At 65.5% G+C, this 25,199-nt stretch carries 26 protein-coding genes; 10 read left to right on the top strand and 16 right to left on the bottom strand.

Annotated features, from left to right (window positions below):
* Window position 1: 1 nt before the first annotated feature.
* Window positions 2-1,189, bottom strand: coding sequence for an amino acid ABC transporter permease (locus NLM15_RS13345; protein ID WP_254117441.1), 1,188 nt, complete (start codon window positions 1,187-1,189; stop codon window positions 2-4).
* A gap of 87 nt (window positions 1,190-1,276) precedes the next feature.
* Here NLM15_RS13345 and NLM15_RS13340 point away from each other — a divergent pair, with 87 nt between their 5' ends.
* The 4 genes from NLM15_RS13340 to NLM15_RS13325 all read left to right on the top strand — a co-directional run bounded on the left by NLM15_RS13340 (window position 1,277) and on the right by NLM15_RS13325 (window position 5,349).
* Window positions 1,277-2,149: a MurR/RpiR family transcriptional regulator gene (locus NLM15_RS13340; RefSeq protein WP_254117440.1), complete on the top strand. Its 873-nt coding sequence runs from the start codon at window positions 1,277-1,279 to the stop codon at window positions 2,147-2,149.
* A gap of 3 nt (window positions 2,150-2,152) precedes the next feature.
* Complete coding sequence (locus tag NLM15_RS13335) at window positions 2,153-3,502, top strand: aspartate aminotransferase family protein (protein ID WP_254117439.1); 1,350 nt, start codon at window positions 2,153-2,155, stop codon at window positions 3,500-3,502.
* Window positions 3,503-3,514: 12 nt separating this feature from the next.
* On the top strand, window positions 3,515-4,525 hold the full coding sequence (locus NLM15_RS13330; protein WP_254117437.1) for an amino acid ABC transporter substrate-binding protein: 1,011 nt from the start codon (window positions 3,515-3,517) through the stop codon (window positions 4,523-4,525).
* Between the two features lie 185 nt (window positions 4,526-4,710).
* Entirely contained in the window at window positions 4,711-5,349 is a 639-nt protein-coding gene (locus NLM15_RS13325) for an aspartate/glutamate racemase family protein (protein ID WP_254117435.1), read from the top strand.
* Here the strand turns inward: NLM15_RS13325 and NLM15_RS13320 are convergent.
* A complete protein-coding gene (locus NLM15_RS13320) occupies window positions 5,346-5,993 on the bottom strand; it encodes a TetR/AcrR family transcriptional regulator (RefSeq protein WP_254117433.1) in 648 nt (215 codons plus the stop codon). The two genes, NLM15_RS13325 and NLM15_RS13320, sit on opposite strands and share 4 nt — an antisense overlap.
* A gap of 156 nt (window positions 5,994-6,149) precedes the next feature.
* On the opposite strand from NLM15_RS13320, the gene NLM15_RS13315 reads away from it, so the two are divergent.
* Genes NLM15_RS13315 through NLM15_RS13295 form a run of 5 tightly spaced genes read left to right on the top strand, consistent with a single transcriptional unit; the run spans window position 6,150 to window position 10,900 of the window.
* Window positions 6,150-6,359 (top strand): ferredoxin, encoded by a 210-nt coding sequence (locus NLM15_RS13315; RefSeq protein WP_007607931.1) that lies wholly within the window; start codon window positions 6,150-6,152, stop codon window positions 6,357-6,359.
* Window positions 6,360-6,415: 56 nt separating this feature from the next.
* Entirely contained in the window at window positions 6,416-7,636 is a 1,221-nt protein-coding gene (locus tag NLM15_RS13310) for a cytochrome P450 (RefSeq protein ID WP_254117431.1), read from the top strand.
* A 28-nt stretch (window positions 7,637-7,664) separates the two neighbouring features.
* Window positions 7,665-8,987 carry an MFS transporter gene (locus NLM15_RS13305; protein ID WP_254117430.1) on the top strand — a complete coding sequence of 441 codons (1,323 nt, stop codon included), beginning with the start codon at window positions 7,665-7,667 and terminating at the stop codon, window positions 8,985-8,987.
* Window positions 8,988-8,990: 3 nt separating this feature from the next.
* Window positions 8,991-9,653 carry a sulfite oxidase-like oxidoreductase gene (locus NLM15_RS13300; protein WP_254117429.1) on the top strand — a complete coding sequence of 221 codons (663 nt, stop codon included), beginning with the start codon at window positions 8,991-8,993 and terminating at the stop codon, window positions 9,651-9,653.
* Between the two features lie 23 nt (window positions 9,654-9,676).
* On the top strand, window positions 9,677-10,900 hold the full coding sequence (locus NLM15_RS13295; protein ID WP_254117428.1) for a bifunctional alpha/beta hydrolase/OsmC family protein: 1,224 nt from the start codon (window positions 9,677-9,679) through the stop codon (window positions 10,898-10,900).
* Window positions 10,901-10,910: 10 nt separating this feature from the next.
* Here NLM15_RS13295 and NLM15_RS13290 read toward each other — a convergent pair whose 3' ends face one another.
* Window positions 10,911-12,341: a PLP-dependent aminotransferase family protein gene (locus NLM15_RS13290; RefSeq protein ID WP_254124229.1), complete on the bottom strand. Its 1,431-nt coding sequence runs from the start codon at window positions 12,339-12,341 to the stop codon at window positions 10,911-10,913.
* Window positions 12,342-12,441: 100 nt separating this feature from the next.
* Between NLM15_RS13290 and NLM15_RS13285 the strand changes: the two genes are divergently transcribed.
* A complete protein-coding gene (locus NLM15_RS13285; protein WP_254117427.1) occupies window positions 12,442-13,356 on the top strand; it encodes a DMT family transporter in 915 nt (304 codons plus the stop codon).
* Here NLM15_RS13285 and NLM15_RS13280 read toward each other — a convergent pair.
* The 13 genes from NLM15_RS13280 to NLM15_RS13220 form a co-directional block, all read right to left on the bottom strand.
* On the bottom strand, window positions 13,335-14,390 hold the full coding sequence (locus tag NLM15_RS13280) for a YeeE/YedE family protein (RefSeq protein ID WP_254117426.1): 1,056 nt from the start codon (window positions 14,388-14,390) through the stop codon (window positions 13,335-13,337). The two genes, NLM15_RS13285 and NLM15_RS13280, sit on opposite strands and share 22 nt — an antisense overlap.
* Before the next feature lie 2 nt (window positions 14,391-14,392).
* On the bottom strand, window positions 14,393-15,397 hold the full coding sequence (locus NLM15_RS13275) for a zinc-binding alcohol dehydrogenase family protein (RefSeq protein WP_254117425.1): 1,005 nt from the start codon (window positions 15,395-15,397) through the stop codon (window positions 14,393-14,395).
* A gap of 51 nt (window positions 15,398-15,448) precedes the next feature.
* Window positions 15,449-16,780, bottom strand: a complete 1,332-nt coding sequence (paaK, locus tag NLM15_RS13270; RefSeq protein ID WP_254117424.1) for a phenylacetate--CoA ligase PaaK — start codon at window positions 16,778-16,780, stop codon at window positions 15,449-15,451.
* A gap of 41 nt (window positions 16,781-16,821) precedes the next feature.
* The gene (paaI, locus tag NLM15_RS13265; protein ID WP_254117423.1) at window positions 16,822-17,274 is read right to left on the bottom strand and encodes a hydroxyphenylacetyl-CoA thioesterase PaaI; all 453 of its coding nucleotides are present in this window, start codon (window positions 17,272-17,274) and stop codon (window positions 16,822-16,824) included.
* A gap of 55 nt (window positions 17,275-17,329) precedes the next feature.
* On the bottom strand, window positions 17,330-18,412 hold the full coding sequence (gene paaE / locus NLM15_RS13260; protein ID WP_254117421.1) for a 1,2-phenylacetyl-CoA epoxidase subunit PaaE: 1,083 nt from the start codon (window positions 18,410-18,412) through the stop codon (window positions 17,330-17,332).
* A 2-nt stretch (window positions 18,413-18,414) separates the two neighbouring features.
* Window positions 18,415-18,918, bottom strand: a complete 504-nt coding sequence (gene paaD, locus NLM15_RS13255; RefSeq protein ID WP_254117419.1) for a 1,2-phenylacetyl-CoA epoxidase subunit PaaD — start codon at window positions 18,916-18,918, stop codon at window positions 18,415-18,417.
* Window positions 18,912-19,688, bottom strand: coding sequence for a 1,2-phenylacetyl-CoA epoxidase subunit PaaC (paaC, locus tag NLM15_RS13250; protein ID WP_254117417.1), 777 nt, complete (start codon window positions 19,686-19,688; stop codon window positions 18,912-18,914). Before paaC ends, paaD begins: the two co-directional genes overlap by 7 nt.
* A 140-nt stretch (window positions 19,689-19,828) precedes the next feature.
* The gene (gene paaB / locus NLM15_RS13245) at window positions 19,829-20,116 is read right to left on the bottom strand and encodes a 1,2-phenylacetyl-CoA epoxidase subunit PaaB (protein WP_008136594.1); all 288 of its coding nucleotides are present in this window, start codon (window positions 20,114-20,116) and stop codon (window positions 19,829-19,831) included.
* Between the two features lie 10 nt (window positions 20,117-20,126).
* Window positions 20,127-21,119: a 1,2-phenylacetyl-CoA epoxidase subunit PaaA gene (paaA, locus tag NLM15_RS13240; RefSeq protein ID WP_254117416.1), complete on the bottom strand. Its 993-nt coding sequence runs from the start codon at window positions 21,117-21,119 to the stop codon at window positions 20,127-20,129.
* Between the two features lie 76 nt (window positions 21,120-21,195).
* Window positions 21,196-22,062, bottom strand: coding sequence for a phenylacetic acid degradation operon negative regulatory protein PaaX (gene paaX / locus NLM15_RS13235; protein WP_254117415.1), 867 nt, complete (start codon window positions 22,060-22,062; stop codon window positions 21,196-21,198).
* Between the two features lie 197 nt (window positions 22,063-22,259).
* The gene (locus NLM15_RS13230) at window positions 22,260-23,030 is read right to left on the bottom strand and encodes an alpha/beta fold hydrolase (RefSeq protein ID WP_254117414.1); all 771 of its coding nucleotides are present in this window, start codon (window positions 23,028-23,030) and stop codon (window positions 22,260-22,262) included.
* A 189-nt stretch (window positions 23,031-23,219) separates the two neighbouring features.
* A complete protein-coding gene (locus NLM15_RS13225) occupies window positions 23,220-24,506 on the bottom strand; it encodes a DUF445 domain-containing protein (protein WP_254117413.1) in 1,287 nt (428 codons plus the stop codon).
* Window positions 24,507-24,706: 200 nt separating this feature from the next.
* Entirely contained in the window at window positions 24,707-25,162 is a 456-nt protein-coding gene (locus NLM15_RS13220; RefSeq protein ID WP_254117412.1) for a phasin, read from the bottom strand.
* Between the last annotated feature and the right edge of the window lie 37 nt (window positions 25,163-25,199).

The raw sequence follows: 25,199 nt of genomic DNA, 5'->3' as shown, positions 1-25,199 counted from the left end.
CTCAGCGCTCCACCAGCGCGATGCGCGCATTGTACCAGTTCATGAAGAAGCTGATGCCGAGGCTGATGGTCAGGAACACCGCCATGATCAGTGCGATCGCCTCGATCGCCTGCCCGGTCTGGTTCAGCGTGGTGTTGGCGATCGAGACCACGTCCTGGTAGCCGATCGCGACCGCGAGCGAGGAGTTCTTGGTCAGATTGAGATACTGGCTCGTCATCGGCGGCACGATGACGCGCAGCGCCTGCGGCAGGATGATCTGCCGCAGCAGGAAGCTGCGGCGAAGGCCGAGCGCGTTGGCCGCATCCCACTGCCCCCGCGGCACGGACTGGATGCCGCTGCGCACGATCTCGGCGATGAAGGCGGAGGTATAGGTCACGAGCGCGATCAGCAGCGCGAAATATTCCGGGGCGAGCGTCAGACCGCCGACGAAATTGAAGCCGCGCAGCTGCGGCCATTCGATGGTCCAGGACACCCCGAGCACCACCGATACCGTCGCGGGCAGCGCGAGGATGAGGCCGACCGCAAAGGGCCAGGCGGCCCGCGGTCTGCCGTCGCGCATTTGTTGCGCAATCAGCCATCGCCTGATCAGATAGAACACGGCAAGCCCGAGTACCGCCGTGCCGAGCACCCAGAGCTGCGGCGAGCCGACCGGAATCGCCGGCAGGATCAGGCCGCGATTGGACAGGAAGACGCCCTCGACCGGCCGCCATGCCGCGCGCGCGGCCGGCAGCGCCTGCATCAGGACGTACCAGAACAGGAGCTGGAGCAGCAGCGGGATGTCGCGGAGCGTTTCGACATAGACGGCCGCGAGCCGCGACAGCAGCCAGTTGGCGGACAATCGCGAGATTCCGATCAGCGTACCCAGGATGGTCGCGAGCACGATGCCGATTACGGCGACACGCAAAGTGTTGGCGATGCCGACGACGAAGGCCCACAGGTACGTGTCTCTCGGATTATAGGCGAGCAGGCTGTCGGCGATCGGCATGCCCGCTTCACGACCGAGGAAGGCAAAGCCGGTCGTGATGCGCCGCGCCGTGAGATTGGTGACGGTGTTTGACCAGAGGAAAACGACAACCCCAAGCACGATCCCGACGACGAGCACCTGCCAGAACAGGCCTTGCAGCTCTCTGCGACCCCATGCGCCGAAGAAGCGACGGCGGGGCGGCGGTCTCGGACTGTCTGAAGTCACAGCACAAAAATCCTTCTCACGAGCAACGATTTCCGGCGGCGCACGTCAACTGTTGCACCAATCTCAAAAGCGTGCAACAAATGTTTCATGGCCGAGCCCGCGAAATCCTCGCCCTTGAGCGAACTGCGCATTGCGTTGCCATCGCTCCCCCTGCGCCTGCAGGAGGTCGGCCGCTTCGTCGCCGCCAATGATTACGACGCCACCACCCGTTCGATGCGCGATCTCGCCGCCGAGGCCGGCGCCGACCCCGCCGCATTCACGCGGCTTGCCAAGGCGATCGGCTATTCCGGCTGGGACGAACTCCGCGCAGCTCTGACCGAGGCGCGGCGGCCGTCGCAGACCTCGCCCTTCTCCGGCCGCGCTCGGAGCCGCCGTCACGGCCCCAACGCGGATGCCGCGTTCGTCACCGACAAGCTCGAGGCCGAGGCCGCCGGCCTTCCGCGTATTCCGGCACAGCCAATCGCGGACGCGGCCCGCGCGCTGCACGAGGCCAAGCGGATCTGGATTGCCGGCTATCGCAGCTGCCGCAGCGTCGCGGAGCTCCTGAACTACGAACTGCGGCTGTTTCGCCCCGAGCAGGTGCAACTCGTCGGCGTGTCCGGCCCCGACGATCTCGATCTCGGCGCGTTCCGGCCCGGCGAGGCCGTCATCGTCATCGGGTTCCTGCCCTATACGCATGCGAGCGTCCGCGTGGCGCAAGCCGGCCATCGCGCCGGCGCAACGCTGATCGCGATCGCGGACAGCCTGTCGGCGCCGATGGCCGAAGGCGCCGACCACGTGCTGCTGTTCGAGGCGGCCTCTTCCCCCGGCTTCTTCCCCAGCCTGACCGGCGCCATCGCGATCGCACAATCGCTCGCCGCGGTGACGTTCTCGCTCGGCGGCGTGGCCGCGAAGAAGCGCCTGGAAACTACCGAGGCGCGGCTCGCCGCCGCCTCCACCTACGTCTCAGAGAAAGGTTGACCCATGGCCGCTCGCACCAGCCGCGTGCTGCACCGCTCGTTGCGCGAAACGCCGCCCAAGGCGATCGGCGGCGAAGGCATCTATCTCTTCGCCGAGGACGGGCGGCGTGTGATCGACGCCTCCGGCGGCGCTGCCGTCTCCTGCCTCGGCCATCAGCATCCGCGCGTGATCGCGGCGATGGCGAAGCAGGCCTTGACGCTGGCCTATGCGCACACCGCCTTCTTCTCCTCCGAGCCGGCCGAGGCGCTGGCCGAGACGCTGGTCGGCCACGAACCCGGCGGTCTCGCCTATGCCTATTTCGTCAGCGGCGGGTCGGAGGCGATCGAGGCGAGCATCAAGCTGGCGCGGCAATATTTCATCGAGCGCGGCGAGCCGCAGCGGCAGCACTTCATCGCGCGGCGGCAAAGCTATCACGGCAACACGCTCGGCGCGCTCGCCGCCGGCGGCAATGCCTGGCGGCGCGCCCCCTATGCGCCGCTGCTCTCCGGCGCTTTCAGCCATGTGACGCCGGCCTTCGCCTATCACGAGAAGCACGACAGCGAGTCTGACGCGCAATTCGTGGCACGGCTCGCCGCCGAGCTCGAAGCCGAGTTCCAGCGGCTTGGCCCGGATACCGTTGCGGCGTTTCTGGCCGAACCCGTGGTCGGCGCGACCGCCGGTGCCGTGACGGCACCGGACGGCTACTTCAAGGCCGTGCGCGAAATCTGCGACCGGCACGGCGCGCTGCTCATCCTCGATGAGGTGATGTCCGGCATGGGCCGCACCGGCACAACGCATGCCTGGGAGCAGGAAGGCGTGGCCCCGGACATCCAGGCGATCGCGAAGGGGCTCGGCGGCGGCTACCAGCCGATCGGCGCGATGCTCGCAAGCGGCAAGATCGTCGACACCATCCGCGCCGGATCGGGCGCGTTCCAGCACGGTCACACTTACCTCGCACATCCCCTCGCCTGCGCGGCGGCGCTCGCGGTGCAGGACGTGATCCGCGAGGACGGCCTGCTCGGCCGCGTGAAGGAGCGCGGCAAGCAGCTCGAGCAACGGCTGATCGAGCGCTTCGGCAATCATCGGCATGTCGGCGACATTAGGGGCCGCGGCCTGTTCTGGGCGATCGAGCTCGTCGCCGATCGCGCCAGCCGCACCTCGTTCGATCCCGCGCTCAAGCTGAACCAGAAGATCAAGGCGGAAGCGTTCGCCAACGGGCTCGGCTGCTATCCCGGCGGCGGCACCGCGGACGGCGTCCGCGGCGACCACGTGTTGCTGGCACCGCCCTATATCACCTCTGCGGAGGAAATCGACCAGATCGTCGACAAGCTCGGCACGGCCGTCGACAACGTGTTGCGTAGTGTCAATCACTGAGGGGAGAGTAAAATGAGGAAAGTGGTTATCGCGGCGAGCGTGCTCGCGGCATCGACGGTCGTCGCATCGGCGGCGACGCTCGACACGGTGAAGAGCCGCGGCACGCTGGTGTGCGGCGTCAGCGCCGGCTTTGCCGGCTTCTCCGCACCGGACTCGCAAGGCAACTACAAGGGCCTCGACGTCGACTATTGTCGCGCGCTCGCCGCTGGCGTGCTCGGCGATGCCAACAAGGTGCGCTACGTCTCGCTGACCGCGCAGAACCGTTTCACTGCGCTGCAATCGGGCGAGATCGACGTGCTCTACCGCAACTCGACCCAGACATATCTGCGTGGTGTCACGCTGGGCCTGCGGCAAGGGCCGATCAATTTCTACGACGGCCAGGGTTTTGTGGTGAAGAAGGACCTCGGCGTGAAGGAGCTGAAGGACCTCAAGGGCGCCACCGTCTGCGTCGCGCAAGGCACCACGCATGAGGTCACGCTCGGCGATTACGGCCGTGCCAACGGCATCGACTGGAAGCCGCTGGTGTTCGACCGCGTCGATACGATGTACCAGACCTTCTTCGGCGGCCGCTGCGATGCCATGACCCAGGACGCTTCCGCGCTCGCCGGTGCCGTCACGACCGCGGCGCCGAACCCGGCCGATTACGTCGTGCTGCCGCAGACCATCAGCAAGGAACCGCTCGGCCCCTTCACCCGCAACGGCGACGAGGTCTGGAGCGACATCATCACCTGGCTGCATTACGGCCTGATCGAGGCCGAGGAGCTCGGCGTCACGCAAGCCAATGTCGATGAGATGGCGAAGTCGCAGACGCCGGCGATCCAGCGGCTGTTGGGGGCCTCCGGCGATCTCGGCTCCCGGCTGGGACTCGACAACAAATGGCTGGTGACAGTGATCAAGGCCGGCGGCAATTACGGCGAGATCTACGAACGCAATGTCGGCAAGGCGAGCCCGCTCAAGCTCGATCGCGGCCTCAACGGCCTCTGGAGCAAGGGCGGCTTGATGTACGCGGTGCCGTTCAAGTAAGGAGTTCACCTCTCCCCGCCTGCGGGGAGAGGTCGGATTGCCCCGGCGATGCGAAGCGTCGTCCGGCGCAATCCGGGTGAGGAGGACTCTCCATGAGTCCAACCTTCACTTTTTGTGCCGCTAGAGCCCCTCACCCCAACCCTCTCCCCGTAAGAACGGGGAGAGGGAGAAGAAGCACCGAGCCAATGCGCATCGCCCTGATCCACGCCCTCAAGCATTCCATCGCCCCGATCGAGGCGGCGTTCGCAAACGCGTGGCCCGAAGCGCGGCTGATGAACCTGCTCGACGACAGCCTGTCGGCGGATCTGGCGCGCGACGGCGCGCTCAACGATGCCATGACCGAGCGCTTTCTCGCGCTCGGGGACTATGCGGCAGCGACCGGAGCCGATGGAATCCTGTTCACCTGCTCGGCCTTCGGTCCCTGCATCGAGGCCGTCGCGCGCGCACATGCGCCGATGCCGGTGCTCAAGCCGAACGAGGCCATGATCGAGCGCGCGGTGACGATGGGCAAGAAAATCGGTCTGCTCTCGACCTTCCCGCCGACGCTGGTCTCGATGCCGCCGGAGTTTCCAGCCTCTGTCCGGATCGTACCGAAACTTGCCGAAGGCGCGCTGGCTGCGCTCGACCGCGGCGATCGCGTCACGCACGACCGGCTGATTGTCGAAGCTTCACGCGATTTGCGTGATTGCGACGTCATCGCGCTCGCCCAGTTCAGCATCGCGGCGACCGCGCCGTTGGTCGCGGAGGCCACCGGCCGTCCCGTCGTGACCACACCTGACAGCGCTGTCGACAAGCTGATGAGGCTGCTGAAGGCAAAGGCTTAAGTGCCGGCCTTTTTTCGACGCTGTGCGTCCTTGATCGCGACCGCAAGCGCGGCCTTCGTTTCGTTCACGAAGTCCTCGACCAGCTCTTCGCGCGTGGCATGCGCCGCCTCGCCGGTGAACAGCCCCTGCTCCGCCAGCATCACGACGCCATGCAGCGCCGCCCAGATCTTGAGCGCTTGCCGTTCGCGCAAATAACCAACTGCCGGCGCCTCCAGCGCCTCGATCACGAGCGCAAAGGTGTCGCGCGTCGCCTCGTGCAGCTCGCTGCCCTTGGTCGCGCACGACACGGTGCGGGAAGCGAACATCAGACGATAGATGCCGTTGCGGCGCAGACCGAAATCGAGCGTCGCCTGCGCCAGCCGCGACAGTTTCGATTGCTTCGACGGCTTCGCCATCGCCTCGCGCAGAAGTGCACTGAGCTGCCGGAACGCCTCCGCCGTCACTGCCGTTAGCAGCGCATCACGGTCGGCAAAATGCCGATACGGCGCCGGCTGCGAGACGCCGAGCTGTTTTGCCAGCGCCTTGATGCTGATCGCCTCGGCGCCGCCCTGCTCGGCCTCGCGCAACGCGGCCTTGATCAGGGCGTCACGGAGGTCGCCGTGGTGGTAGGTATTCCCGGGCTTGCGAGCGAGTTGTGAACGCATGTCGCGGCGAAGCCTATAAGTTTGCGCTTGACAGGGGAAGCCTGTCGCGAATGTAATAGCATATAACTTAGAACGAGCGGCGAATGCCGCGAAAAATTGACACGAGGAACGCGCGCCGCCCTTCGGGCCCTCGCGCATACGACCGAGGAAGCCGCCATGACAGAGCGACTGAGGGTTCACGTCGATCCCGACAAATGCCAGGGCCACGCGCGCTGCAAGGCGCTCGCGCCGGAGCTGTTCGAGCTCGACGAATACGGCAACGCCCATGAAGCGGGGGACGGCACTGTGCCGCCCGGCCTCGAAGACAAGGCCTGGCTCGCCAAATCCAACTGCCCGGAAATTGCGATCGATGTGATCGAGGAGTAGCGCCGGCTCAACCCGCCCCGCGTGCTTTCAGCGAACACGAGCCCGAGGAATCCGAGATGTCCGACGTCAGCCAGCCCGCCGCCCATCCGCCCGTGACCGACTGGGTGCATGATTTCGACCACACCGATCCGCAATGGACGGACGATCCCTTCCCGATCTGGGAGGAGCTGCGCGCCGCGAGCCCGGTCGTGCATACCGAGCGTTTTCTCGGCTGCTACATGCCGACCACCTACGAGGCGGTGCGCGAGATCGCCAACGACACCGAGCATTTCTCCTCGCGCCGCATCATCGTCCGCGACGTCCGGCCCGAGGTCGCCAGGAACGCGGCGCCGCCGATCACCTCGGATCCGCCCGTGCACAAGCCGGCCAAGCAATTGCTGCTCCCGCCGTTCACGCCGGATGCGATGAAGAAGCTCGAGCCGCGGGTCCGCGCCATCTGCAACGAGCTGATCGACGACTTCATCGCCGAAGGCCGGGTCGACGCAGCCGCGCGTTATACCAAGCACATTCCGGTGCGCGCGATCGCCCACATGCTCGGCATCCCCGAGAGCGACAGCGACCTGTTCATCAACTGGATCCACATGATCCTGGAGCTCGGCATCAAGGACGAGAATATGCTGCTCCAGGCCGTCCACGAGATGAGCGACTATTTCAGGACGCATATCGAGGCGCGCAGGTCGAAGCCGACCGACGATCTCATCTCCTACCTGATGAATGCCAAGGACCGGGAAGGCCAGCCGCTGGAAGAGTCCCACGTGCTGGGTTCGCTGCGGCTGCTCCTGATCGCGGGCATCGACACCACCTGGAGTGCGATCGGCTCCTCGCTCTGGCATCTCGCCAGGACGCCGGCCGACCGCGAGCGCCTGATCGCCGAGCCCGGGCTGATCCCGACCGCGGTGGAAGAGCTGCTGCGGGCCTACTCGCCGGTGACGATGGCCCGCGAGGTGGTCAAGGAGACCACGATCTCGGGCTGCCCGGTCAAGGCCGGGAACATGGTGCTCTTGTCCTTCCCGGCCGCCAACCGCGATCCAAAAATGTTTCCTGACGCTGACAAAGTCGTGATCGACCGTCGCGAGAACCGCCACGCTGCCTTCGGCCTTGGCATCCACCGCTGCGTCGGTTCCAACCTTGCGCGCATGGAGATGCAGGTTGCGCTGGAGGAATGGCTGAAGCGGATTCCGGACTTCGCCCTCGATCCAGCAGGCACGGTGACCTGGTCCCAGGGCACGGTGAGAGGTCCCCGCCAGTTGCCATTTCTGCTCGGAAAGGCGATGTAGGCCTTTCCAAACAGCGGAGAGGCCGGACGTGACAGTGCAAGCAACCCAACCGGCCTCCGACCACATTGACATCGCCGACGCCGAACGGCGGATCAAGGCGATCTTGATCGGCTCGATCGGCAATCTCGTCGAATGGTACGATTTCTACGCCTATACGGCGTTCGCGCTTTATTTCGCTCCCGCCTTCTTTCCCGGCAACGACCCTGTCGTGCAGCAATTGAACGTCGCGGTCGTGTTCGCGGCGACCTTTCTGATGCGGCCCCTGGGCGGCTGGTTTTTCGGCTATCTCGCTGATCATTTCGGCCGCCGCATCTCGCTGACGCTGTCGGTGGTGTTCATGTGCTTCGGCTCGCTGATCATCGCCCTGACGCCGACCTATGCAACCATCGGCTTTGCGGCCCCGGTGATCCTCGCGCTGGCCCGCGTGATCGAGGGCCTGAGCCTCGGCGGCGAATACGGCGCCAGCGCCACCTATCTGAGCGAGGTCGCCGATCCCAAGCATCGCGGCTTCTATTCGAGCTTCCAGTACGTCACGCTGATCGGCGGCCAGCTCACCGCCATCATCGTGCTCCTGCTGCTGCAAAAGGTCTTCCTCACGCCGGAGGAGCTGAAAGCCTGGGGCTGGCGTATCCCGTTCGCGATCGGCGCGGCACTCGCGATCTTTGCCGCAGTCATGCGGCGCAATCTGCACGAAACCGAGGCTTTCGAGGAAGCCAAGAAGGTGGTGAAGCCGACCGGCTCGATCACCAACCTCTTGCGCTATCCCCGCGAGCTGCTCCTTGTGGTCGGCCTCACTGCCGGCGGTACCGCGGCTTTCTACACCTTCACCACCTACATGCAGACCTTCGTCAAGCTCTCGGTCGGGCTGACCGAGGACCAGACCACCTTCGTGATCTTCGGCACGCTGATCTTCGCAACCATCCTCCAGCCGATCTACGGCGCCATCTCCGACAGGATCGGTCGCAAGCCGCTCTTGATCTTCTTCGGCGTCGCCGGCACGCTCGCAACCGTGCCGCTGCTGATGACGCTGAAGGAGACCAAGTCGCCCTTCATCGCGTTCATCCTGATCTGCGCCGCCTGGCTCTTCGTGGCCGGCTACACCTCGATCAACGCGGTGGTGAAGGCCGAGCTGTTCCCGACCAATGTCCGCGCCCTCGGCGTCGGCCTGCCCTATGCCATCACCGTCTCGATCTTCGGCGGCACGGCGCCGGCGATCGCGCTCTATTTCAAGAGCATCGGGCACGAGGAGTGGTTCTACTACTATCTCGCCGGCGTCATTTTCCTGTCGCTGATCATCTATTCCACCATGCGCGACACCAAGCACGCCTCCGCGATGCATCGCCACGAGTAGCTCATGGCCGACGACAACGAGCCGCCCGACAGCAAGCTGACGCGCACCAAGGAGAAATGGGCGCGCGAGGGCCGCTTCCTCACCGGCAAGATCACGCGTCCGGAAGACCAGCGCCTGCCGCCCGGCCAGCATCTGACAAAAGACTGGCCGGTGCTCGATCTCGGCGTCGTGCCCCCGGTGTCGCGCGAGCGCTGGCGGCTCGACGTCTATGGTGCGATCGAGAATCCCGTGTTCTGGACCTTTGCGGAGTTCACTGCACAGAAGCAGGATCAGTTCACTTCCGACATCCACTGCGTGACGACCTGGTCGCGCTACGACAATGCGTGGGAAGGACTTGCGACGCGCGAGTTGCTCGCAGCCTGCCAGCCGCGAGCCGATGCGCGCTTCGTCGTCCTGCACTCCTATGACGGCTACACCACCAACCTCGCGCTCGAAGACTTTGCCGCCGAGGACGCGCTGCTCGCCCACAGCTGGTCGGGCCAGCCGTTGTCGGACGAACATGGCGGCCCGGTTCGGCTGGTCGTGCCGCATCTGTATTTCTGGAAGAGCGCAAAGTGGCTCCAGGCCATCGAATTCCTGACCGAGGATGCGCCGGGCTTCTGGGAAGTTCGCGGCTATCACAATCGCGGCGATCCCTGGGCCGAACAGCGCTATTCAGGCGATTAGAGTTTAGAAACGGGGGAAAGCCCATGCCGACGCAACGCTTTCAATTCACAGGCGAAGGCGGTCATCAACTTTCGGCCGCGCTGGAACTGCCGGATGGCGAGCCCGCGGCCTTCGCGCTGTTCGCCCACTGCTTCACCTGCGGCAAGGACACGCTGGCAGCCAAGCGCATCTCGGTCGCGCTCGCGGCCAAGGGCATCGCGGTGCTACGCTTCGACTTCACCGGGCTCGGCTCCAGTGAGGGGGACTTTGCCAATTCGACGTTTTCCTCCAACGTCGCCGATCTCGTGCGCGCCGCCGATCATCTGCGCAATGTCCGCAAGGCGCCGTCGATCCTGATTGGCCACAGCCTCGGCGGCGCCGCGATCCTCGCCGCCGCCGGAAAGATTGCGGAAGCCAGGGCTGTCGTGACCATCGCGGCGCCATCCGATCCCGCTCACGTCACCGGCCTGTTCAGGGAGCATCTCGACAACATCCGCGCACAGGGCGAAGTCGAGGTTTCGCTGGCGGGGCGCCCATTCCGGATCAAGCGCGAATTCCTCGACGACATCGCCGAGCACGAGCTGATGAAGGACGTCACCGGCCTGCACAAGGCCCTGCTGGTGATGCAGTCACCTGTCGACGACACCGTGGGCATCGACAATGCGACGAAGATCTTCGTTGCGGCCAGGCACCCGAAGAGCTTCGTCTCGCTCGACCATGCCGATCATCTCCTCACCAAGCCGGCCGACGCCCTCTACGCGGCCGACGTGATCGCGGCCTGGGCCAGCCGGTACATCGAGGCTGCAAAGCCCGCGACAACGATGGATCTCGCCGAGGAGCCGCGCAAGGTCGTGGTGCAGGAAACTCGCAAGAGCAAGTTCAACCAGATCGTCACCGTCGGGCCGCATCATCTGGTGGCCGACGAGCCGGTCGCCGCTGGTGGCGAGGATGCCGGCCCCGGCCCTTACGACTTCCTGCTGGCCGGCCTTGGTGCTTGCACCTCCATGACCATGCGCCTTTATGCCGATCGCAAGTCGCTGCCGCTCGATCGCGTCACGGTCACGCTGAAGCATTCGAAAATCTATGCCAAGGACTGCGCGGAGTGCGAGACGCGCGAAGGCATGCTCGACCAGATCGAGCGCGACATCGCGATCGACGGCGCACTCGATGCCGAGCAGCGCAAGAAGCTGATGGAAATCGCCGACAAGTGTCCGGTGCACCGGACGCTGACCTCGGCGATTCGCATCGTGACGAAGGCGGTAGACTAGCGCGCTTGCATCAGAGGCACGACGCCATCGTCCGCAACGCCGCGCTGATCTCGTTCTCGCGCCAGGCCGCGAAGCCGAGCAGCAGGCCGTGATCGCGCGGACGGCCGAGCGCCAGGCTGGACAAGGCCCGTGTTTCAACGCCCGCCTCGACCAGCCGCTTGACCGCGGCCTGATCGGCCCGGCCGCGCTTGAGCCGCGCCACGAGCTGGATGCCGCCCGAGGGGATCTCGACCGAGAGCACGTCGCCGAGATGGCGCTCCAGTCCCTCCACGAGGTGATCGCGGCGGGCGTGGTAGAGCCGGCGCATCCGGCGCAGATGCGCAAGGAAATGCCCGTCGGCAACGAATTCGGCCAGCGCCTCCTGGATGTGGCTGGAAGCGATCAGCCCGATATGCCGCTGTGCGATCTCCAGGATACTGACCAGCGCCGGCGGTACGACGAGATAACCAAGCCGGATATCCGACGTCATCGCCTTCGAGAACGTGCCGACATAGAACACGCGGCCGTGGGCGTCCAACCCCTGCAGGGCCGGCACCGGCCGGCTGTCGTAGTGAAACTCGCCGTCGTAATCGTCCTCGACGATCCAGGTCTTGCCGGGCCTGCTTGACCTGAGAAACTCGGTGCGGCGCGCCAGTGACATCAGCCGCCCGGTCGGATGCTGGTGCGATGGCGTCATGAAGATAAGCTTCGGCGGAGCCATTCCGGGCGTCCGCTGCATGCCCTGCTCGTCCAGCCGCATGCCCGTCACGCGCGCGCCAGACGCGCGGAAGGCCGCCGCGGCGCCTGGATAGCCGGGGTCCTCGACCCAGACCTCGTCACCGGGCGAGATGAGCACCGCCGCGATCAGGGTCAGTGCGGCTTGCGCGCTCGGCAGGATCAGGATCTGCTCGGCTGTCGCGCGAACGCCCCTGCTGGTCGCGAGATAATGCGCCAACGCCTCACGCAGGCGCATCCGGTTCACCGGTCCGAGCTCGCGCCTGGCCGCACGCATCGCGCTGCGGCGCAGGCAACGTGCCCAGATCTCGTTCGGAAACTCCCTGAAATCGCCGTGCCCCGGCCGCAAGGGTTTGAGTGGCGCCTGATAAGACATCGGCCAGTCGGTCTGCTTGAGCTTCGAGGCCCAAGGCGAGAGCTGCGGCCTGGCAGAGCGGGCGCTCGACGCGACGGCGCCCGTCCCGTCGCCGCGCTCACCACCGTCGACCGTCACCACGGGACGACGGCCGTGCGAGGCCTCGAGATATCCCTCCGCCTCAAGCTGCTCGAACGCATAGGTGACGGTGTTGCGCGAGACGCCGAGATCGCTCGCAAGCCGTCGGCTCGATGGCAGCGCGAGGCCTTTGCCGAGGCGGCCGGTTGCGATCAAGGCTCGGAGCTGGCCCGTCAGCTGGGCCACCAGCCCCTCCTCATCGACCCTCCTCAGGTCGATCAGTGCGGAGATCATGGCTTCCGAAACTGGCACCTTATTCCTTTCCCATCTGGCACTTTTTCAGGTGCCAGCCAGGATGCTATCCCGCGTACCGCACTGCTTCAAGGATTCTGCAATGAACCCCCTCTCCCCGCGCGCGGCCATCGGCCTGTTCCTGATCGTCGTGCTGGCCTGGGGCGTGAACTGGTCGGTGACGAAGCAGCTTGTCCAGTTCCTCCCCCCGCTGTGGACGTCAGCGATCCGGAGCTGGATCGCGCTGGCTGCATTGTTCGTGATCCTCGGATCTAGCAACAATCTGGTGATCCCGGAGCGGCGCGACATTCCCGTGGTCCTCAGCGTGGCACTGCTGCACATGACGGTGTTTTCGGTCCTTGTTGCTGCCGGTGTGCGCTTCCTGCCTGCGAGCAAGGCCATCGTGCTCGGCTACACCACGCCGCTCTGGGTCGCGATCGCCGCGCCATTGCTGGGGAAGGACACGCTGACCGCGCCAAAACTCGCCGGTGCCCTGCTCGGACTGATCGGCCTAGCCGTGATCCTGAACCCCACCTCGATCGACTGGACCAACAGCAGCGTCATGCTCGGCGCCGGCATGGTCATCCTGGCCGCGATCTCCTGGGCGGCGAACATCATCTATATCCGCGCGCACCGCTGGATCGCCTCGCCGCTCCAGCTTCTGATCTGGCAGGTGCTCGCGGCGACGATCGTGCTGTCGGTCAGCGCGCTCGTCGTCGAGGGCCTGCCGCACGCGGAGTGGTCGTGGCGGCTCGTGCTGCTGTTCCTGTATTCGGGCCTGATCGGAACAGCGCTGGCCTATTGGGCGATGTCGATGGTCAACAAGAGTATCTCGGCCTTGACGACGGCACTCGGCACCACCGGAACGCCGCTGGTCGGCATCGCCAGCGCGGCGATCCTCCTGGGCGAGCCGATCGACATGAGTCTTGCGATCGCTGCCGCACTGATCGTCACCGGCATTGGCCTTGCCACGCTGGGCGACCGGCTGCTGCGCACTCAGGCTACTGCGAGCGGCTGAACCCGCAGTGCGCCGCGCAAGCCCGCCGCCGTGCCGAGCAGGATGCCGGCGACCGCGACGAACGAGCCCAGAGCGAGCGTCGACACGCCGGTGAGCCCCTGCCCGATCGAGCAGCCAAATGCCATCACGCCGCCGATCCCCATCAGCGCGGCGCCACCGGCCGAGCGCAGCATGTGGCGCGGCGACGAATAAGCTTCGAGGTGGAAGCGGCCTGTGGCGAGCGCCGTCGCCAGACTGCCCGCAAAGACGCCGGCGACCGTCGCGATGCCGAAATTGAGCGTCAGCCCGGTCGAGAGCATGGCGTATTGCAGCGCGTCCGCGATCGGCGCGATGAAGGTAAGCGACGTCACCGGCACAGGGTTGAAATCATCCGCACCGACATAGCCGGTGACGAACCAGCCGCTGGCCACCAGCAGGCCGACAACGACACCTGCTGCAATCTGGCCGGGCGAACGCCGGAACGTCGGGTGCGCGAAAGCAAACAGGATCAGCGCAACGACAATTGTGGCAGCAGCCAGCGCGCGAGAGACCGGTTCACCGGGGCCGAGCGTCGCCAACAGTGACGGCAGCGAATTCGCGTTGACAGTCGTCTGCGAGGCCTGGACCAGCGCAATGCGCGCCGGCGCGATCAGGCCCTTGAGCGTCATCTGCGCGGCGATGGCGAGCACGATCACGACTACGAAGGAACGGAGATTGCCGCGACCGAGCAGCACCAGCGCCCGCGAGCCGCAGCCGTTCGACAGCACCATGCCGTAGCCGAACAGCAGGCCGCCGAGGAACAGCACCGGCACTGAGAAGGTCTGTTGCAGGTAGATCGACTTGCCGAGATCGATCATGCCGTTGCCGGTGAGGAACTGGCTCGCGGCGATCGCGACGGCGATCGCCAGCGCATAGGTCCGCACCAGCCGCCCGTCTCCCTCGGCCAGCCAGCCGCGCATGCTGCTCATCAGGCAGAACCCGCTCAGCAGGCCGACGGCGCCGTAGACGAGGCCAATGACGAGGCCGGCCAGGATGACGAGCTGGGTGGACTCCATGGTCACGGTTTCAGGATCACCCGATCGCGAGACGAACCGGCGACGGCGACGTAGGCCTCCCTGGCGCGCTCCAGCGGATAGACGGCATTGGCATTGATCGGGAATGGCTTCAGGTGCCCGCTCGCAAAACCGGGACCGAGGTCACGCAGCACCGCGCCGGTTGCAGCCGAGGACAGCCCGAGCGTGTCGATGCCGACATAGGTGTGCTGCCCCCGGTAGAATTCGAGGATGTTGAACTGCACGATGCGATCGATCGCGGCGATCAGGATCTGGCGGCCGCGCAGTGCGAGCGACTTGTGCGCGGCCTGGAAATAGGGATCCCCGACCGTGTTGAACACGATGTCGGCGCCCTTGCCGCCGGTCAATTCGCGCACGCGGGTGGCGACATCGTTTGCGGAGGCGTCGATGACCTCGATGGCCGCATTGGCATGGCCCTCATAGGCTTCCGCCTTGCGCACCACGCCGATGACGCGCGCGCCCTGCCAGGTCGCGATCTGCACCGCGGCCTGACCGACCTTGCCGTTGACGCCGAACACCAGCACGGTTTCACCGGGCTTTGGAATGCCGGCGCGGCGAAAGCCTTCCATCGCGGTGACGAAGGGCACGCCGATGCCGGCGGCCTCCTCCCAGGACACCGTCTTCGGCTTCTCCACCACGGCGTCGGCCCCGACGACGAGATGACTGGCGTGGGTGCCGTCGCGGCGGATTCCGAGATCGCCGGAGGAGCCGAACACTTCGCGCCCCATTGTGCCGGCCGGCCCGTCAATCACCACGCCGGCGTAGTCGCGGCCCGGCGTGCGCGGGAACACGGCATAGGGCATCAGTCCGGTCGCGGCCTTCACGTCGGACGGATTGACGGCGGCAGCCTTCACCTCGATCAACAGATCGTTCGGACCGCGCGCGAGCGCATGGCGTTCGATCACCGGCGCAACCGCGGCAGCGTTCTCGGCCTTGGCATTGAGGCGCACGCATCGCGCTTCGGCGGTTTTGCTATCGGCTGACGACATCGAAAGACCCACGATTTCTCGCGGGCCTTGTCGCCTTTGGGGGCGGCCAAGTCAATCCTTCGGCCGCTTGTCGTAGAGGCGCTTGGCCTTGCCGAGCGAGCGCTCCAGCGTGGCCGGCGCGACCACTTGCACCCTGGAGCTGATGCCGATGGTGTTCTTGATGTGGGTCGAGATGCGGTCGGCGTGATCGACCAGCCCCCGACCGTCCCAGCTCTCGGGCCGAGCCTCGGCGATGATGGTGAGCTCGTCCATGCGGCCTTCGCGGGTCAGCTCCAGGACGAAGTGGCCGCCGCACCAGTCGGTCGCGAGCAGCACCTCCTCGATCTGGGTCGGGAACAGGTTGACCCCGCGCAGGATGATCATGTCGTCCGAACGGCCCGTCACCTTCTCCATCCGCCGCATGCCCGGCCGCGCCGTACCCGGCAGCAGCCGCGTCAGGTCGCGGGTGCGATAGCGGATCACCGGAAACGCTTCCTTGGTGAGCGAGGTGAAGACCAGTTCGCCCTTCTCCCCGTCGGACAACACCGCGCCGGTCTCGGGGTCGATCACCTCCGGATAAAAATGGTCCTCCCAGATGTGCAGGCCGTCCTTGGTCTCGATGCACTCCTGCGCGACGCCGGGGCCGATCACTTCGGAGAGGCCATAGATGTCGGTCGCGTCCATGTCGAAGGCGTCCTCGATCTCGCCCCGCATCGCATTGGTCCAGGGCTCGGCCCCGAAGATGCCGACCTTGAGCGAGCACTGGCGCGGGTCGAGCTTCTGGCGCTTGAACTCGTCGAGGATCGCCAGCATGTAGCTCGGCGTCACCGTGATGATGTCGGGCCTGAAGTCGTTGATGAGCTGCACCTGCCGCTCGGTCATGCCGCCGGAGATCGGCACCACGGTGCAGCCGAGCTTTTCGGCGCCGTAGTGCACCCCAAGCCCACCGGTGAACAGACCATATCCATAGGCATTGTGGATGATCATGCCGGTGCGGCCGCCGGCGGCGCGGATCGAGCGCGCCATCACGTCCGACCAGGTGTCGATGTCGCGTTGCGTATAGCCCACCACGATCGGCTTGCCCGTCGTGCCGGACGAGGCATGCACGCGCACCAGCTTTTCCCGAGGCACGGCGAACATGTTGAACGGATAATTGTCGCGGAGGTCCGTCTTCACCGTGAACGGGAATTTAGCGAGATCGGAGAGTTCGCGAAAATCCGACGGATGCACGCCGGCCTTGTCGAAGGCCTTGCGATAATGCGCGACGTTGTCGTAGGCGTGCTTCAGCGACCAGGCCAGCCGCTGGGTCTGCAGTGCCATGATCTCGTCGCGCGACGCGCGCTCATGCGCGTCCATCTCGGCGCTATAGGTGTTGCCACCTTCCTTGAGCCTCGTCAGAGCCATCCTCGTTTCCCCACATCATTGGTTTGTTCTTCTTGTCGGTTTTATTGCTGTTCTTCCGCCGGCAGCCACGTGCCGGGAATGACACGTGAATGCCCGCGGAACTCCGCGACGACGGTGTCGCCCACTGTCACGCGCACGTCGTAGATGCCGGAGCGTCCGCCACGGCTGATCTCGCGCGCTTTTGCAACGAGGCGGTCACCGAGCTTGCCCGGCTTGATGAAGGTGATCTGGCCCTGCGCCGCCACGACACGTTCATTGTGCGAATTGCAGGCAAAGGCAAAGGCGGAATCGGCGAGCGTGAAGATGAAGCCGCCATGGGCAATGCGCTGGCCGTTGACCATGTCTGGCCGCACGTTCATCGCCAGCGTTGCGAAGCCCGGGCCGATCTCGACGATCTCCATGCCGAGCCCTTTGGAAGCATCGTCCTCCGCCCACATGGCGTCGGCACAGGCGCGGGCAATATCTTCGGGCGACAGGCTGGCTTTGACGTTCACGCGCTTCTCCCGGCCATATGCTTACCCATCATGGTCTGCTGCCTGGCCATGACTGTCAAACGTGATCGTAATCGACCACGACCCGCTCCGACGATGGCTTTGCCTGGCAGGTCAGGACGAAGCCGGCCTTCAACTCCCACGGCTCCAGCGAATAGTTGAGGTCCATCGGCGCCTCGCCCTCGACCAGCTTGGCGCGGCATGTCGAGCACATGCCGCCCTTGCAGGCGAAGGGCAGATCGACGCCGGCGCGTAGCGCAGCGTCGAGGATCGCCTCGTCCTCGGCAACCGGCACGTCGCGGCGCTTGCCGTCGATGATCAGCGAGGCCATCGCCTTCGGCGGCGCGTCGGGCGCAACGATCTTCTTCGGTCGCGGCTTGCCGCCGAATTCGGAGACAAAGCGCTCCACATGGATACGCTCCTCCACGATGCCGAGATCGCGGCAGGTCGCCTCGATGTCCTCGCTCATGCCTGATGGACCGCAGATGAAGACATGATCGACGCTTCCCGCCGGGACCAGGGAGCGCAGCAGCACCCTCACCTTGTCGCCGTCGAGCCGGCCATGCAGGATCGGGATGTCCTGTTCCTCACCGGAGATGACGTGGAAGATCGAAAGGCGGTCGATGAAGCGATCCTTGAGCTCCTCGAGCGCCTCCAGGAACATGATGTTGTCGGTCGCACGATTGCCGTAGAACAGGAAGAAGCGGCTGTCCGGCTCGCGCGCGAGGATGCCCTTCACGATCGACAGGATCGGCGTGATGCCGGAGCCTGCGGCAAAGCCGACATGGATGCGTCCGCTGTCCGCCGGCGGGACCGCGCCGAAGCGTCCGGTCGGCGTCATGACGTCGAGTTCGTCGCCGCATTTGAGTTCATCCGCGGCCCAGTTCGAAAATGCGCCACCGTCGATCTTCTTCACGGCAATGCGGATCTCGCCATCGTCGGGGCCGGAGCAGATCGAGTAGGAGCGGCGGACCTCCTCGCCATCCAGCATGGTGCGGAGCGTGAGATACTGGCCGGGCGTGAAACTGTAGTCGCCAGCGAGTTCGCCGGGGACCGCAAAGGTCATCGAGACGGCGTCCGACGCCTCGCGGCGGAGGTCGTTGACGGTCAGGCGGTGGAAGCGCGGTGCGGCTGCTGACATGATCAATGACACTTGAAATAATCGAAGGGTTCGCGGCAGGCCTTGCAGCGCCAGAGCGCCTTGCAGGAGGTCGAGCCGAATTCAGACAGGAGCTCGGTATTGCCGGAGCCGCATTGCGGGCACGCGACGGCCTGGTCGCCGAACAGCGCGCGGCGTGAGTTCGAGGCTTGCGGCGGTGCTATGCCGTAGGCGCTCAGCTTGCGGCGGCCCTCCTCGCTCATCCACTCCGTCGTCCAGGCCGGCGACAGCACCGTGCGTACCCTTGGACGGCGGAAGCCGGCGCGTTCCAACGCAACCTCGATTTCGAACGCGATCATGTTCATGGCCGGGCAGCCCGAATAGGTCGGCGTGATCGCGACCTCGACATGATCGCCATCGACAACGACATCGCGGAGCACGCCGAGATCGGCAATGGTCAGCACCGGGATTTCCGGATCGACCACGCTCGCCGCGGCATCCCACGCGCGCCGGCGCAGCTCGTTGTCGCGTTCGAGCACCGTCACCATGTCAGCCCCGGGAAGGTGCGCTGCATCGATTGCAGCTCGGACAGGAGGTGGCCGAGATGCTCGCTGTGGCGGCCTGCGCGGCCGCCCTGCTGCATCCAGTCGTTCTGTGGCAGCGTGAGTGTTGCTTCACCGGCCACATTGGAGAGCGTCGTCAGCCAGCGGCCACGCAAGGTGCCGGGATCGATGGCGATACCTGCGTGGATCAGGGCGCGCTCGCCGTCGTCGACGGCAAACATCTCGCCGGTGAAGGCCCAGAGGTGATCGATCGCAGCCTGCGCGCGTTGATGGCTCTCGTCCGTACCGTCGCCGAGCCGGATGATCCATTCCGAGGCATGGCGCAGGTGGTAGGCGCTCTCCTTCTCCGACTTGGCGGCAATCGCCGCAAGCGTCGGATCATGCGAGGCCGTCATCGCCCGCCAATACAGGTCGGCGAAGGCGGAATAGAAGAACTGCCGCACCAGGGTCCGGGCGAAGTCGCCGTTGGGCTGCTCGACCAGCAGCAGATTGCGGTACTGCCTGACGTCCCGCAGGTAAGCGAGCTTGTCCTCGTCGTTATCCTTGCCTTCAGCCTTGGCGGCATAGCTGTAGAGCTCGCGGGCCTGGCCGATGAGGTCGAGCGCGATGTTGGAGAGCGCCATGTCCTCTTCCATCATCGGCGCATGTCCGCACCATTCCGACAGACGATGGCCGAGGATCAGCGCATCGTCGGCGCGGCGCAGCGCGTAGAGCACCAGCGGCGTTTCGGCGACCTCAATGTTGGCAACGGGCATCTGTCCTATCCATCTTGCCACTTGTTCCGACCTCATCCTGAGGAGGCGCGAAGCGCCGCCTCGAAGGATGGCCGCAGGTTTACCGGCCTTCATGGTTCGAGACGCCGCTTCGCGGCTCCTCACCATGAGGGGAGAGAGCGTTACATATGCCCCACTTCCTCGGGCACCTCGTAGAAGGTCGGATGCCGGTAGATCTTCGATTCCGCCGGCTCGAACATCATGCCCTTCTCGGCGGGGTCGCTCGCGGTGATCGCGGTGGAGGGGACGACCCAGATCGACAGGCCCTCACCGCGGCGGGTGTAGATGTCGCGGGCGGCCTGCAGGGCCATGGTGGCGTCGCTCGCATGCAGCGAGCCGACATGCTTGTGCGCGAGCCCGTTGCGGCTGCGGATGAAGACTTCCCACAGCGGCGTGTTCGGCGTGGCCATCATGATCTCCCTATTCCGCGGCTTGCGCCGTCTGGCGCTGCGCGCGCTTCGCGGCGTAGCTAGCTGCCGCCTCGCGCACCCAGGCGCCCTCGTCATGCGCCTTGCGGCGCGCGGCGAGCCGATCGCGGTTACACGGGCCGTTGCCTGCGAGCACCTGCTTGAACTCGGTCCAGTCGATCTCGCTGTAGCGCCAGTGGCCTTCCGCATCCTGAATCATGCCGGGATCGGGAATGGTGAGGCCGAGATATTGCGCCTGCGGCACGGTGGCATCGACGAATTTCTGGCGCAGCTCGTCGTTGGAGAAGCGCTTGATCTTCCACTTCGTCGAGGTGTCGCTGTGCTGGCTCGTCGCATCCGGCGGGCCAAACATCATCAGCACCGGCCACCACCAGCGGTCCAGCGCGTCCTGCGCCATCGCCTTCTGCTCGTCCGAGCCGCGGCACAGCGTCAGCATGATCTCGTAGCCCTGGCGCTGGTGGAAGGATTCTTCCTTGCAGACGCGGATCATCGCGCGCGCATAGGGGCCGTAGGAACAACGGCACAGCGGGATCTGGTTCATGATCGCGGCGCCGTCGACCAGCCAGCCGATGGTGCCGATATCGGCCCAGGTCAGCGTCGGGTAGTTGAAGATCGAGGAATACTTTGCTTTCCCTGCGAGCATGGCGTCGACCAGCTCTTCACGCGAGGTGCCGAGCGTCTCGGCGGCGGCATAGAGATAGAGCCCGTGGCCGCACTCGTCCTGCACCTTGGCGAGCAGCGCGGCCTTGCGGCGCAAGGTCGGCGCGCGCGTGATCCAGTTGCCTTCGGGCAGCATGCCGACGATTTCGGAATGGGCGTGCTGGGAGATCTGGCGAGTGAGCGTCTTGCGATAGGCCGCCGGCATCCAGTCGTTCGGCTCGATGCGCTCCTCGGCATCGATGCGCGCCTGGAACTGCGCGGCCCTGGTCGCGTCCTCAAGACCGCGATCGTCGGTCTCGGCCGTGTTCAGCGCCTGGGTATACATGCGCGTCCTCCCGTTTTATTGGGAGGCAATATATAACAAAAATTACGTCATGCAAGATATTTCTGTAACATATAGATCAGGCCTCAAATCTCCTTTCCAGGAGCTTCCGGGCCGGCGGCAGCGCGCCTTTCTCATTGGTTCCATGGCCATCAAGCCATTGTTCGGACGGAGCTAGCAGCGCGCGATAGATCTCGCCGCAGAGCTCGCGAGCCGCCCTGCCCGGCCAGTCCGCGGGCAGCAGGCCTTCGGGCAGCAGTGGATCGCGCAGCACGACGCGACGATAATGGTGGATCAGGAGAATGCGCGCGGTGAAGGCGTCGGCGTCGGACAGATCCGTACCGCGGTCGATTGCGGCGCGAAGCGGCTCGAAGGTCTTCATGAATTTCAGATAGGCATCCGCAGTGCGCTTCAGCGGCCAGCTCGCGCTGAGCAGGCGGCGGCCGCTGTCATCCTCGGCCGAGACTTCGAGACGGATGGCAGCTGCGGCCTCCTCCGGCACCGGCACGCCTGATGGCGCGACCCAGACGCCCGGCAGCGGACTGCCGAAGCCAGCATTGCGGAGCGCCTCGCGCGAGGCGTCGCGATCCTCACCATTGCCGATCAGGAGCAGTTCGAAGCGCCCGGTCCAATCAGATGGCGGCGGATCGTAGATATGCCGCGTGGCAGCTTCAAATGTCTGGCTGCCCTTGTCGGCCAGCCGATAGAAACTGTTGCGACCGACCTTTTCGCGTGTCAGCCAGCCATCAGCCGCGAGCCGCGACATCGCGGTACGCACCACGCCGCTGTCGATGTCCAGGCCGTCGAAGAATTCCAGCAGCGTGCCGAGCCACACCGAGCCGCCACGCGGCACGATGGCATCGCCGAACACGGTGATGACGATGGAGCCGGTGCGGGACGGCTCGCGCTTGAGCTGATCGATGATGCGGGAGAGCGGATGCGCCATGCCCGAGGCATAGCGCGTTTGATGCGGGCGCGACAATGGACGGGAACGACAATGGAGAGCTGGGCTCGATCCTTCGAGACGGCGCTTCGCGCCTCCTCAGGATGAGGTCTAACCGCCTTCGCGCGGCGTCACCTGCTCTCAACCCTCATGGTGAGGAGCGCGGCAAAAGCCGCGCGTCTCGAACCATGCAGGCCCGCCTACCTGTGCGGATCGGGATAGACCATGCTGCGCCAGCCGCTGCGGTCGAACGGCCGCCACTGGCCTTCCTTCTGCGCGAGGCGGTCGGCGACCGCATAGACCGCTGCGGGATGATGACCCATGCCGCAATGGCTGCTCTCGATTTCGATGCTCTCGGTCTCGGCGCCCGACTTCTCCATGCAGCCCTGCCAGGCGCAAACGCCATCCGTGCGGCTGAAGATGGCGGTGGTCGGCACCGGCGGCGCGACCGCAAGTTCGCCTCCGAACTCGGGATCGACCTCGTCGGACTTCCGCCCGCTCGCCCACTCATACACGCGCCAGGCATTGGTCGAACGGGGATCGCCCGCGAAGGGGCTGCCGAGCGTGATCACCTGGCGCACGCGCTCGGGCATCATCTTGGCGAGCTGGCGCGCATAAAGGCCGCCGAGGCTCCAGCCGACCAGGCTGATCTTGCGGCCATGCGTGTCGCTGAGCTCATGGACCAGGTCGACCATCGCATGCTGGACGCCGTCGCGCAGGCCGTAGTTGCGGCCCTGGCGCCAGCCGCTCACCGCGTAGCCCTTGCTGGTCAGAAACGTGCGCAGCGCGCGGGTGGACGCGTCGGAGGCCACGAGGCCCGGCAACACCAGCACCGGATGCCCGTCGCCACGCGGCGCGAGGCTCAGCAGCGGCAGCGCGCCGAGGAATGCGCCGAACTCGTGGATCGCGCGCCCTTCCAGGAACATCAGAGTACGGGACGGCGGACGCAGCGTCTGGGCAGTAGCGGTCATCAATGGGTCCCCTGGAGAAGGCGCCGGCCACGATGCCGGCAGATGGGCATGAATTCCAATACGCCGGCTTCTTGAATGTTCCGCAGCGCAACATGAATCAGCTAGGCGGCCGGTTCCCGACATTCAAGCGGGCGAAACGCGAGGCGACAATAGGCCCGCGCGTGAATGCCGGCGTCCGTGACGCAAAAGTCACAACCATCGAAGCAGGAATTCTACGGAGTAAAGCGCAAGACCTGCGAGCCCGCCGATCAGCGAACCGTTGAAGCGGATGTATTGCAAGTCACGGCCGATGTTGATTTCGATCAGCGAAATCAGCTGCGCCATGTCCCACGCCTTGACCTGGTCGGAGATGAAAGTAGAGACGCCGCTCTTCTGGTCCGCGACGAAGCTGCGCAGCACCGCCACCAGGCCCTTGTTGATCTCGCCGCGCAATTCGGCATCGCCGGCGAGCGCTTCTCCCGCGGCGACGAACATGCCGGCGAGATGATGCTGAAGCACCTGCGTCTCGCCGCTCGCGCTGCGCTCGATGAAGGAGCGCGTGTTGGCCCAGACCGTGCGGGCGAGATCGGCGAGCTCGGGCCGGGCGAGCAGATCGCGCTTCAATCCGTCGATACGGTCGATATAGGCCTGGTCGGTACCGAGCCGGTCGACGAAACTCAGCACCATGCGGTCGAACTCGCCGCGGAACGGATGTTTGGGATCGCTGCGCACTTCATTGAAGAAGGCGGTGGCGGACGACACGATCTTGTTCACCAGAAACTTGTCGGCGCGATAGAGCCTGAGCAGGGTCGGCAACTCCGCGCGCACCTTCTCGCGGATCATCGCCATCGTCTCCTTCTGGTTCAGCGTCTCGTGCATCACGCGCAGGAGATCGTCGAACAGGATCTGGTGCCGCCCCTCCGCCACGAAGCCGCGCAGCGTGCCGGCGGCGAGCGGAGCAAGGTCGATCGCCTGAAGCTGCGAGGACATGCGGCGAATGATGAAGGTCATCAGACCCGAGCTTTCCGTCGCGGAGACGGCCTCCGGCAGAAGGCGCAGCGCGAAGCGCGCCAGATCATCGCTGCGCTTGCGGTCGCGCAGCCAGTCGGCGACGAAAGAGCCGAAATCGATCTCCTTCAGCTTGGCCTCCACCGGGCCGGCCTCGAGGAAATGCACCTGGATGAACTCGCCGAGCTTGTCGGCGATGCGGGCCTGATTGCTCTGGATGATCGCGGTGTGCGGGATCGGCAGGCCGAGCGGCCGCTTGAACAGCGCGACCACCGCGTACCAGTCGGCCAGCCCTCCGATGGTCGCAGCTTCCGCGAAGGCCGCGACGAAGCCGAACACGGGATGCACGGGCACAAGCCATTTCGCCACGACGAACAGGACAAGCGTCGCGACCAGCACCAGCGTCGCCAGCGCCTTGACGCGGCGCAGCTCAGCCGCGCGTTCGGTATCGCCGGGAGTGTCGACGGAGAAGGTGGCGGGGGGAGTCATCACTCGATCACAGTACCCGTCATTGCGAGCGAAGCGAAGCAATCCAGTCTGTCTCCGCGGAAAGACTCTGGATTGTTTCGCGGAGCCTGTCATCGGGCCGCGCTTCGCGCGGACCCGGTGGCTCGCAATGACGGCAGTGCAAAAACAAAGGCCCGCCGAAGCGGGCCTCAAATTTCAGTTTGTCGTCGCAGGACGCCAGATCAGGCGGTCTTGTTGTAGACCTTGGCGAAGTTGTCCTGAGCGGACTTCGCGCCGTTGGCGGCGAGCTTGCCGAAATAGTCGGCGGTCGCCTTGGCGCGCGAGACGAACACTTCGCCGCGGGCGCGGAGCAGGCTCGACTGGATCTCGACGGCTTCGCTGACCGACTTGGCGGAGGCAAGCTTGTCGATGCCCGAGAAGAACGCCTCGGCGTCCTCGTAGATCGCCTGCTGGATGTTGCGGCTGATCTTGCCGGCCTCGGTGACGGACTCGGTCACCGCGTTCTCGACGGCGGCGGTCACGCGCTCGGAGCCAGCGAACACCTCGGCAGCACGGTCCTTGGCGGTGTTGGCGGACTTCTTGACGAACTCGCGGGCGGCCTCGGGAACTTCCAGGTTCTGGATGTTCTTGAAAGCGTCCTTGAAGCCCTCGAAAGCGGTGTTGGTTTCAGTGGTCATGGGGTTCTCTCCATCCTCATTGGTTTGAGCTATGGGC

Origin of the sequence: Bradyrhizobium sp. CCGB20, from assembly GCF_024199855.1 — a bacterium.
Lineage (GTDB): Bacteria > Pseudomonadota > Alphaproteobacteria > Rhizobiales > Xanthobacteraceae > Bradyrhizobium.
Note: the sequence above shows the minus strand (reverse complement) of the source record. Positions and strands in the feature narration are given on the sequence as shown.

Coding starts and splice junctions, on each gene's coding strand:
- NLM15_RS13340 (WP_254117440.1), top strand. CDS start 1,277: ATGGCCGAGCCCGCGAAATCCTCGCCCTTGAGCGAACTGCGCATTGCG.
- NLM15_RS13335 (WP_254117439.1), top strand. CDS start 2,153: ATGGCCGCTCGCACCAGCCGCGTGCTGCACCGCTCGTTGCGCGAAACG.
- NLM15_RS13330 (WP_254117437.1), top strand. CDS start 3,515: ATGAGGAAAGTGGTTATCGCGGCGAGCGTGCTCGCGGCATCGACGGTC.
- NLM15_RS13325 (WP_254117435.1), top strand. CDS start 4,711: ATGCGCATCGCCCTGATCCACGCCCTCAAGCATTCCATCGCCCCGATC.
- NLM15_RS13320 (WP_254117433.1), bottom strand. CDS start 5,993: ATGCGTTCACAACTCGCTCGCAAGCCCGGGAATACCTACCACCACGGC.
- NLM15_RS13315 (WP_007607931.1), top strand. CDS start 6,150: ATGACAGAGCGACTGAGGGTTCACGTCGATCCCGACAAATGCCAGGGC.
- NLM15_RS13310 (WP_254117431.1), top strand. CDS start 6,416: ATGTCCGACGTCAGCCAGCCCGCCGCCCATCCGCCCGTGACCGACTGG.
- NLM15_RS13300 (WP_254117429.1), top strand. CDS start 8,991: ATGGCCGACGACAACGAGCCGCCCGACAGCAAGCTGACGCGCACCAAG.
- NLM15_RS13295 (WP_254117428.1), top strand. CDS start 9,677: ATGCCGACGCAACGCTTTCAATTCACAGGCGAAGGCGGTCATCAACTT.
- NLM15_RS13290 (WP_254124229.1), bottom strand. CDS start 12,341: ATGATCTCCGCACTGATCGACCTGAGGAGGGTCGATGAGGAGGGGCTG.
- NLM15_RS13285 (WP_254117427.1), top strand. CDS start 12,442: ATGAACCCCCTCTCCCCGCGCGCGGCCATCGGCCTGTTCCTGATCGTC.
- NLM15_RS13280 (WP_254117426.1), bottom strand. CDS start 14,390: ATGGAGTCCACCCAGCTCGTCATCCTGGCCGGCCTCGTCATTGGCCTC.
- NLM15_RS13275 (WP_254117425.1), bottom strand. CDS start 15,397: ATGTCGTCAGCCGATAGCAAAACCGCCGAAGCGCGATGCGTGCGCCTC.
- paaK (WP_254117424.1), bottom strand. CDS start 16,780: ATGGCTCTGACGAGGCTCAAGGAAGGTGGCAACACCTATAGCGCCGAG.
- paaE (WP_254117421.1), bottom strand. CDS start 18,412: ATGTCAGCAGCCGCACCGCGCTTCCACCGCCTGACCGTCAACGACCTC.
- paaD (WP_254117419.1), bottom strand. CDS start 18,918: ATGGTGACGGTGCTCGAACGCGACAACGAGCTGCGCCGGCGCGCGTGG.
- paaC (WP_254117417.1), bottom strand. CDS start 19,688: ATGCCCGTTGCCAACATTGAGGTCGCCGAAACGCCGCTGGTGCTCTAC.
- paaB (WP_008136594.1), bottom strand. CDS start 20,116: ATGGCCACGCCGAACACGCCGCTGTGGGAAGTCTTCATCCGCAGCCGC.
- paaA (WP_254117416.1), bottom strand. CDS start 21,119: ATGTATACCCAGGCGCTGAACACGGCCGAGACCGACGATCGCGGTCTT.
- paaX (WP_254117415.1), bottom strand. CDS start 22,062: ATGGCGCATCCGCTCTCCCGCATCATCGATCAGCTCAAGCGCGAGCCG.
- NLM15_RS13230 (WP_254117414.1), bottom strand. CDS start 23,030: ATGACCGCTACTGCCCAGACGCTGCGTCCGCCGTCCCGTACTCTGATG.
- NLM15_RS13225 (WP_254117413.1), bottom strand. CDS start 24,506: ATGACTCCCCCCGCCACCTTCTCCGTCGACACTCCCGGCGATACCGAA.
- NLM15_RS13220 (WP_254117412.1), bottom strand. CDS start 25,162: ATGACCACTGAAACCAACACCGCTTTCGAGGGCTTCAAGGACGCTTTC.